1 protein-coding gene is annotated in these 2,002 nt (G+C 50.3%); it reads right to left on the bottom strand.

All coding sequences use genetic code 11. From position 1 onward, the window contains the following. A partial coding sequence (locus LZ463_RS28795; RefSeq protein ID WP_489686165.1) for a beta strand repeat-containing protein occupies positions 1-2,002 on the bottom strand: 2,002 nt, incomplete at both ends.

Genomic DNA, 2,002 nt, shown 5'->3' with positions numbered 1-2,002 from the left:
ACCAGCGGCTGTCGCTGCTGTTGCAATCGCGGCTGCCAGCGTTGCTGTGTCAGCTGTAGCGATAGTCAGGGAGTTCAAGGTTGTTGCATTTGTGCCTGTTTTGAACACGTCTGCACCAGCAGCCTTGAAGTTACCGACTGTATCGATGTTGGCGATCACAGAACCGGTAGCGATCGTATCGATACCTGTTGCTGTTGTGGACAGGTTGATCGTATCAACACCAGAACCACCAGTGATGGTTGTGTTGCCTGTACCTGTACCCAGAACGTTCAGAGTCTGACCGCCTGTACCCAGGATGACGTTGTTGATGTCGGTAGTAGCAGACTTGGTGAAGTTCAAAGTCACGCCAGCGCCGTTTTCGTTAGTGACTGTCCATGCAGCTGTTGTACCACCAGTTACATTGATAGTTTCAACACCAGTTGTTTTTGTGCTCAGGTTGATTGCTGCTGTTACTGCACCAACGTTCAGGATATCAGTACCCAGGCCACCGTTGATGGTAGCGATGGAAGCATTGTAGATTGCTTCGCTGATATTCAGAGTGTCGTTACCTGTACCACCAACTACGGAAACTGCACCTGCTGCTGCTGTAAAGGTGTTAGTACCATTACCCAGGTTGTAGTTTTCGATCGCTGCAACACCAGCAACTGTACCTGCTGTTGTGAATGTTACTGTTTCTGCACCAGCAGCTGTTACTGTACCAGTGAAGGCTGCGAATTGAGCAGCTGTCATTGTTACAGAAGAGTTGTTAGCCAGAGTCAGTTGTTCAAAGCCAGTGATGTTTGCACCAGCGATGTTGGAACCAGTGACCAGAGACAATGTATCTGTAGTACCAGCACCTGCACTGAAAGTACCAGTGTAAGCAGAGCCAGCCAGTGTCAGTGTGTTATTGCCTGTGCCCAGGTTGACATTGCCAGCCAGGAAGGAGTTCGCAGCACCGGTCAAGTCAACACTATCGTTACCTGTACCACCATTGACGGTAGTAATACCACTTGTAGCATTGAAGAAACTGATGGCGTTAGTACCGTTAGCCAGATTCAGAGTCTTGATGTTAGTGATAGTACCACCTGACGTACCATTGTTAACAACAACGGTACCTGCATCGCTCAAAGTGATGATGTCTGTGTCAGCAGCATTACCGTTGACAGTTGTACCATTCAGAGTTGCGATCAAGCCTGTGAAGTTGTCGTTCACATTCAGTGTGCTGTTGAATGTACCGCCAGCTGTCAATGCTGTTGGGGACAATGCTGTACCGCCGCCGTTGACTGGGTTAGTGCCAACTACACCTGTTGTCACTGTTGCGCCGCCAGACAGAGTCACTGCATTGGATGTAGTGATGTTGTTGACGCTGCCGCCAGTTGCATTGGAAGAGGATGTTACGTCCAGAACCAAAGTGCCGCTAGTTACAGAGATCAAAGACAGGTCGATATTGTTTGCACCAACGATGTCATCAACGATAGTCAGTTGATGTGGAACATTGCCTGTGAATGTCAACACTGGTGTGCTCAGGGACAGAGCAGCACGAGCAGCAACCAGAGCAGCATATTGGGAAGCAGTGATCACAACAGCAGAGTTCGCTGTGATGTTTTCAATACCAGACAATTGTGCACCAGCCAGGTTGATCGCACCGTAAGTCACCAGTGTATCGTTACCAGCACCCAGGTTGATGGTGTCTGTCACAACACGTGCTACAGCTGTTGCTGTGGACTGGGCGTTCAGGGAAACACCGTTTTCTGTTGTCAGGTAAGTACCAGCCACATAGTTACCCAGCAATACCACGCGGTCTGCACCAGCGCCCAGGCTCAGGAAGTTGGCGCCACGGCCCAGGGTCACGTCCAGTGCGGATTGCGCTGTCAGTACACCTGCATCGATGGAAACGCCGACTGTGGCGTTGGCAACGTTGACGTTGTCGATCGCACGGATAGTCAGACGTTCTACGTGAGTTGTTGTGTTAGCAGCCTGGTAGCTGTCAACCAATGCGTCAACGATGGTGTCATTCAACTGG

The organism is Undibacterium paludis, assembly GCF_022568815.1.
GTDB lineage: Bacteria > Pseudomonadota > Gammaproteobacteria > Burkholderiales > Burkholderiaceae_D > Undibacterium.
This window is presented reverse-complemented; position numbering and strand designations above follow the sequence as displayed.